This window comes from Microseira wollei NIES-4236 (assembly GCF_020521235.1).
Taxonomy (GTDB): domain Bacteria; phylum Cyanobacteriota; class Cyanobacteriia; order Cyanobacteriales; family Aerosakkonemataceae; genus Microseira; species Microseira wollei.
Genome location: NZ_BLAY01000307.1, coordinates 1 through 6,720, shown reverse-complemented (window position 1 = coordinate 6,720; position 6,720 = coordinate 1). Strand labels below are relative to the sequence as shown.

Below are 6,720 nucleotides of genomic sequence, written 5' to 3'. Positions count from 1 at the left end.
CCAGGCGGGGTAGGGAACATCAATAAATTTTGTCGCCAATCGAAAGATGAAAGAATGTTCCCGGCAATGTCCCATTCCCCAAACATGAAAGCATCTTGCCAAAAATCAACCCAAACATTCCCAATTCGCCGCCAGGGCACGGCATCAATAAATTGTCGCATTCCGCAAAGATGTTTGAATGCCGTGCCCCTACCATTTTGAACCCCGTGTCCCTACAATGTTGCGTCGCACCCAATGGAAAAAGGCTGTCATTTCAGGTTGATTTTCTCGCGCGTCAAGCTTTTATACTCGCGAGTGAGTTTTTTAGCTTCGCTAACGAGTCTGGAAAACTTGACGGCGAGTAAAACAGACTCGCCCATGAGTCTAAAAGCAAGGACGACGAGTATCTCAAACTCGACGGCGAGTAAAAGAGTCTCGTGCATGAGTATAAAAGCAAGGGCGACGAGTGTCCCAGACTCAATCGCGAGTTTCTTTGACTCAATCGCGAGTATTTGAGTCAATAGCGGCAGGTGTAGAGCTTATTCTGAGAGTAGTTGTTGTAATCGTGCGAGTATTTTTTGGTGGGTTTCTTCATCCGCAGATTGTAGCTGCTGCCATAATTGCTGTGCTTCGGGAGATTGTTGGAGGAAGCGGGTAAACATTACCTGATTGAGGATTTCCTGAACTTTCTCTGCTTCGGTTGATCGCAGTCGCTGTAATATTGCGAGAGATTGCTGCAAGTATTCCACGGCAGTGTCAAAATCTCCTTGCTTATCTGCCAACAATTCTCCCAGCATTGCCAGCGTCGCCGCTTTGCCTTGGAGATTCCCAATCCGTTCGTTTAATTCCAAAGACTGCTGATAGAATGCGATCGCCTGCTCGATTTCCCCTCTATTAGCGTAGATACCAGCAAGTTGGTGCAGCGTCGCCGCTTTGCCTTGGAGATTCCCAATTCGTTCGGTTAATTCCAACGAGTGCTGACAGAATGCGATAGCTCTTTTGATTTCCCCTGTATTGGCATAGATATGTGCAAGATTGTGCCGCGTTCTTGCTTTGCCTTGGACATCCCCAATCCGTTCGGTTAATTCCAAGGACTGCTGATAGAATGCCAGTGCCTTTTCGATTTCTCCTTGGTTTTGGTAAATGCGTCCAATGTTATGAATAATAGCTGCTCTTTCTTTTTCGTCTTCTGTTGGGCAAAGTTCTAGCGCTTGATGATAATAATTTAGGGCTGGGTCAATTTCGCCCAGTTCTTGCTCAGATCTAGCGAGTCGATGCAAAACGCGATAGTCTGCAACAATTTCTAGCGTTGATTTGCACAACTGGGAGGCTTCGCGAAATCGACTTTGATTCTTCCAGTTACCTGCCAAAATTGAGCCAATTTCTGAGGCGATATCCCCTTCCTTTCCCAACAACGCCAACCGATGAATTTCTAGCAGTTGTTCCTCTGTTGAAGATTCCGCCTCCTCCCACCAAAGACGATACAAAACCTCAACCGCTTGCTTGTACAAACTTTCCCCATCTTCCGGTAACTGCACGGGCAAAATACGCGGTACACGCAGAGACGCATCGGGACTCACTTCCAACAATCCCAACGCCACCGCCCGATTTATCTGCCAATCTCGTTCGGAAATAGTGTCGCAAACCGCCGCTAACGCTTCCCTGGGTACAGGTAACTCAAACACCAACCCCCGCGACAGCATTTCCTTGATGGCATTATCCATCTGTTGCAGCAACGCCTCTGCCAAAACTTGCTCGCGCAACTGCTGCTTATTATCCGCTTCTAACCGATGCAGAATTGCCGCTTTATCCACGGTGGAATTTTGCAGAATCTTATCCAACCACTCTAATAACCGAGGATTCCCATCTGCCAACCTTTGCGCCTGGGACTTCAACAGCGCATCTACCTGAGATTTGTCACCAAAAGCAGCGAGGCGATTACACTTTTTTCTTAAATCTGCCCCATGCAGTGCTTCCAACGGTTGCTTATAGAAATACTGCAACTGAGGCGAATCAAAATCATAACGGCAGGTGAGAATTAAACGGTCAGCAGCGTAAACCTCGCGAATTGCCCAGACTAAAGCTTCCAATACCATTGCCGCTTCTGGTTGCAAAACATATCCCCCGTCGCGGGATGCTAAATTCACCTCAAAATCATCCAGCACCAGCAAAAACGGCGGGCGATCCCCCCAACCCCCAATGCTAAGGGGGGCTTCGGTTTGTTGGCGATCCCCCCAACCCCCAATGCTAAGGGGGGCTTCTTGTTGCTGAAATAGTCGCCGCAACCGATATTTTAATTCCTCATCCGGATTGAGTAGCGCTTCCCGCAATTCTTTGCTATCCAACTTTTCTGCCAAGCGATTCACCAAGCTGGGTTCATCGATTCTCCCCACCCAAACCACTCGCTGAAAATCGGGCAATCTGTCGCATAACCTGGCGGCTAAACTACTCTTACCCAAACCACCCATGCCGTGAATTAACACGCCCACAAAGTCCCCCCCTATCATGTCCCCCCCTTGGGAAGGGATCCCCCCTAGCCCCCCTTGGTAAGGGGGGCTAGGGGGGATCGCCCTCAAACAATTCTGTAACTGACGGCGACGCCCGACAAAACTCTCGCGAGTGGGGACTTTTACCGTACCCTTCGCGTCTAAAAACTGAGTTGCAACCGAAGGCGGCGGCGCCGGTTTCCTTCCCCTTGTCCGCAACGGCGTCACCAACTCTCCCGGTAAAGTATACGCCGCATACAAGCGCAACAAATGCCAATCTCGCGCTTTATTCTGAATCAATTCCTGTTGACACTCCGGTAGGGTCGAGAGAGGTTATTACTAGCCTCTCCCTCCCATGGGAAACCGTGCTTGCGAGTTTCCCCACACAGGGCTACTCAATGTGTTTTCCCTTGTCATTATGGGACTTCTTTGACCGTTCGACTTTGATAACCGGAATATCGTTTACCCACTCCCAGTCTACTTGTTCCCATTGTTGGGCTAGTTTTTCGATATACTTTGATTGTTGCTTTTTCCGTGTTTCTAATAAGTCGATTGCAGTCTTTTCATCGTGACAATGTCGATGTAATAGTTGTAGGTTCTTATATTCATCCTTACCGCCATTAGCTCTGGGGATTATATGGTCTACTTCTATGACATCCCAGGATTGGAAGCTTAATCCGCAATGTGAGCATTTACCCTTTTGTTGTTTAATCAACGCGCGCCGTTCGATGGGGCAATTGGGGGTGTACTCCCAGTCTTGTACTCCAATAAACTGTGTCGCCTTCCTATGGGCTTTTATCGTTTTTAACTTTCACATACTCGGTGCTACTGCTGCCGAATTCGGTATGTGTTAGTAACCGGAAGGGGTTCGCATTCGCTTCCCTGGTTGCGAATACCCAGTTATTGTTGCCAATGGTAGTCGAGTATTTCTTGTGTCCATACTTGGTTTCTCCACATCGGTTCTTTGCCCATCTTCGAAGTTTCAGGTATGTAAGATAGTCTTGTTTAGACAATTCTCCAACCGATTGTGCATCGCTATTGGAATAGTAGGCAGTCCATCCCCTGACGATAGGGTTGAGTTCTTTAATTAGCGCCATTTGTGGCGATGACTCATGTTTTTTGATGGTTTGCCTTATTTGCTCTTGATCAACCTTACTCGCCTTCTGAGATGGGGTGATGAGTACCCTGGGACCCAATATCCCACCAGAGCTATCCCTGGCGCTGCGATATTTACCAGTCGGGTATTGCTGGATGTGGTGACCAAGGAAGTCAAATCCGGCGAACCCATCTTCACTAAGCTCAGGGTTGAGCGTATGACTTAGCCGAGTCTTTTCAGGTTTTAGTTGTAGTCCAATGTCAGCTAACCATTCCGAAATTATCTCTCGGCATCTTTGGACAACGGCTTTGTTTTCATGGAGAATCACAAAGTCATCCGCATAACGGATTACATTAGGGGAGCGAAATTTCGTTCCCTTTTTGTGAAACCAAGTTTCCCTCATAGTACGTGACATTTCGGGGAATTCCTGTTTTATCCTTTCTGCCATGCCGTGTCGGGCAATATTTGCCAAAAGCGGTGAAACAATCCCGCCCTGTGGCGTTCCAAGAGATGTGGCAGTAAATGCTCCTTTGTCTATTCCCCCAGACTTTAACCAAGCTTTAATTTGTTGCCTGATTTTGCCTTTGATATTCAACTTTTGGAGCATTGTTTCATGGTTAATGGCGGGTAAGGAGGCACAAGTCGCCGTGTCCTCCTCCCCCTTTGAACCGGACTTGACAGTTTCCCATCATCCGGCTCATGCCTTCAGCCTCTCAGTATCACCCTTTGAATGGACGTGCCTATGACAAGCTTGGTGGAGGTGTATGAGGTTTTCCTCCTTATCCGTTCCGCCATTCTTCCTTTGTACGATGTGGTGGGTGTGCAGTTTTTCTCCGTTGAGCAGGTGGTCACCGCATATCGGACAAGACCAGTTTTGATTAGTCGCTACTTTGTAGAGCTTCGTACCTTTTTCCCAATAGATTTTGCCGGATCGGGTCATGCGGTCTTGCCAATATTTGGTGAGTTCGGGGTCATCGGGGGAAGCGGTGCCTTTGACTTTAACGTGACGTTCAATTGGAATATTAGATAACCGGAAAAGGGCTATCTCTTTATTTCCACGCTGATCATTGACTGTTGCAGAAAATACCCATTTTCGCCCTTGGAGGGTTTTGAAGTACTTTCTGGCTACCCATTTCTTACGTTTATTCGGTTGTCGCCTCAGTGACCATTTCCAGAGAAGTTTCCAGATTTGGTGGTCAACGTAGCTGAACACTTGTTTGCTGACCCCGTGCCTTACGTAGTTTCCCCATCCTCTTAATACTGGGTTAAGGTATTCTATGACTGCCTCTGGTGAAACGTGTTTGTGTTCCTTAAGCCATTTACGGATGTTTTTCAGGAAGATTTTGACTTTTTCTTTCTGAGGCTTAATCAGGCATTTGCCTTTGAACTGGCGGATATTGAACCCCAGGAAATTGAATCCTTCTTCTACATGAGAGATGTTGGTTTTCTCCTGACTCAGTTCTAATCCTCTTTGTTTAAGCCATTCCTGAAGAGTGGGAATTATTGCCTCAATGTCCTCTCTTGATTTGGCGGTGATGATGAAGTCGTCTGCATATCGGATGAATCCGTAGGTTGCATCCTTCTTCTTTTTCTTGTTGCCAGCTTGTTTCCCGCTTTTCAGGGTGTAGGTGTTGACCTTGTAAAACTGGCTCAGTAGTGCCTCTATACCGTTTAAGGCAATATTGGCGAGCAAAGGGCTGATTATCCCTCCTTGTGGTCTACCGCTTTCTGTTTTGTGGAACATCTCGGCTTCTACATACCCTGCCTTCAGCCATTGTTTGATGCTTTCTCTGCTTGGGGTATTCCCAATTGTGCTGAGGATGTATTCATGGCTGATGTTGTCAAATGCTCCTTTGATATCGGCATCTAGAATCCAAGTGTCACTGCCTCCACCCATTCGGCAAAAGCATTGGGCGATGGCATCCTGTGTGCCTCTACCAGGTCTAGGGCCGTAACTGTGTGCCTCAAAGTGAGGCTCAAAGCGAGGCAAAGCGTGCATTTTTGACAATCGCTTGTGCTACGCGGTCTTTGATAGTTGGAATTCCTAATGGTCTTCTTTTCCCGTTTGCTTTGGGAATATATACCCTTTTAGTTGGGCGAACTTTCCATAGAGAATGTTCCTTCATCTGTGTGACCAGTTTCACCCGTTCATCGTTGGTTAAAGCTGTCTGACCGTCTATTCCAGCCGTCTGTTTACCTTGATTTTCTTGGGTTACTCGTCGCACTGAAAGCAGCAGGTTGGAGTAACTGCGTAACATCAGTTTCATCAGGCTACGAACCTTGTTCCACTGATTTTTCGGAGTGGCACGATAAATCCGCTGTCTTAGGTTTCTGACCCGCCTCTTAGCTAGCTTCCAATCTATGTCAGTCCAGCGAAGAAGTTGTCCCTTCGTTCCGATGTCATTTCTGACTCTATCTTTCACGTTGGTTTGATTCCTTCACTTTGGTTCACCGTTGAAGACCTGCCAGAAGTCTGCCACCTTTCGGTGTGGGGCAAATTTTGCACCCCTATTCTAGGCGTTACCCCAGACTTTCGCTTTCTCTGGCATCCTTTACCCCCTTAGTAATTCCGCCTTCCTTACGGTTGACCTACTTAAGCGATTGACCTGACTCAAGAACTGATGGGGCTTACCGTGTTTCTTGTGCTTGACAATCGACTGATTTAGGTTCCATCTATGCGCAGGTGGGGGTGTTGTCTCTTCGTCGTGACCGACCGCACTGTCTCACGACCTACCCACTTACCTTTTGGTTGGAGTGTGTCAGCCTTATTTCACTCCTCATGCTTAACGGGGCTTACGATGGTTCACATTTCGTTAACCTTGTCAGTCTTCCCTTTGCTCTCCTTACCAATTTAGGCTTTCAGTGAGGTGAGCTTTCGTGCCTTGCATTCCATCGGATTCATTGCTTACTACCGATGTAGGCGGGGTAGCATGACCCTTCTACCCAGGGATAGGGAGAAGAGAATCCCTAGAGAGGACGACCTCTCTGTCATATAGCGCTGATGCGCCTAACACACGACTTTCACGTCGCACGCGGTCAAAACATTTGGCAATATCGGCATCCAGAACATATTTTGGTTTATGCCTGATTGCGTTGAATATTGCTGTGACTGCATCATGGCACTCCCGTCCTGGTCGAAACCCGAACGAATTTGGTTCA

7 protein-coding genes are annotated in these 6,720 nt (G+C 47.6%); all 7 read right to left on the bottom strand.

The features are described from left to right. Window positions 1-248: 248 nt before the first annotated feature. A complete protein-coding gene (locus MiSe_RS46755) occupies window positions 249-500 on the bottom strand; it encodes a hypothetical protein (RefSeq protein WP_226593832.1) in 252 nt (83 codons plus the stop codon). Window positions 501-518: 18 nt separating this feature from the next. Then, window positions 519-2,765: a tetratricopeptide repeat protein gene (locus MiSe_RS46750; protein ID WP_226593830.1), complete on the bottom strand. Its 2,247-nt coding sequence runs from the start codon at window positions 2,763-2,765 to the stop codon at window positions 519-521. Between the two features lie 91 nt (window positions 2,766-2,856). Further along, window positions 2,857-3,180 (bottom strand): HNH endonuclease, encoded by a 324-nt coding sequence (locus MiSe_RS46745; RefSeq protein ID WP_226593828.1) that lies wholly within the window; start codon window positions 3,178-3,180, stop codon window positions 2,857-2,859. Window positions 3,181-3,250: 70 nt separating this feature from the next. Further along, window positions 3,251-4,168, bottom strand: coding sequence for a reverse transcriptase domain-containing protein (locus MiSe_RS46740; RefSeq protein WP_226593826.1), 918 nt, complete (start codon window positions 4,166-4,168; stop codon window positions 3,251-3,253). 90 nt (window positions 4,169-4,258) lie between these two features. After that, window positions 4,259-5,560, bottom strand: coding sequence for a group II intron reverse transcriptase (locus tag MiSe_RS46735; protein ID WP_226593824.1), 1,302 nt, complete (start codon window positions 5,558-5,560; stop codon window positions 4,259-4,261). After that, the gene (locus MiSe_RS46730; RefSeq protein WP_226593822.1) at window positions 5,538-5,984 is read right to left on the bottom strand and encodes a reverse transcriptase N-terminal domain-containing protein; all 447 of its coding nucleotides are present in this window, start codon (window positions 5,982-5,984) and stop codon (window positions 5,538-5,540) included. The genes MiSe_RS46735 and MiSe_RS46730 overlap by 23 nt, the downstream gene beginning before the upstream one ends. Window positions 5,985-6,500: 516 nt before the next feature. Continuing rightward, window positions 6,501-6,720 (bottom strand): reverse transcriptase domain-containing protein (locus MiSe_RS54510; RefSeq protein WP_264197077.1); only part of this gene is annotated, 220 nt, incomplete at its 5' end.

Coding starts and splice junctions, on each gene's coding strand:
- MiSe_RS46740 (WP_226593826.1), bottom strand. CDS start 4,168: ATGCTCCAAAAGTTGAATATCAAAGGCAAAATCAGGCAACAAATTAAA.
- MiSe_RS46735 (WP_226593824.1), bottom strand. CDS start 5,560: ATGCACGCTTTGCCTCGCTTTGAGCCTCACTTTGAGGCACACAGTTAC.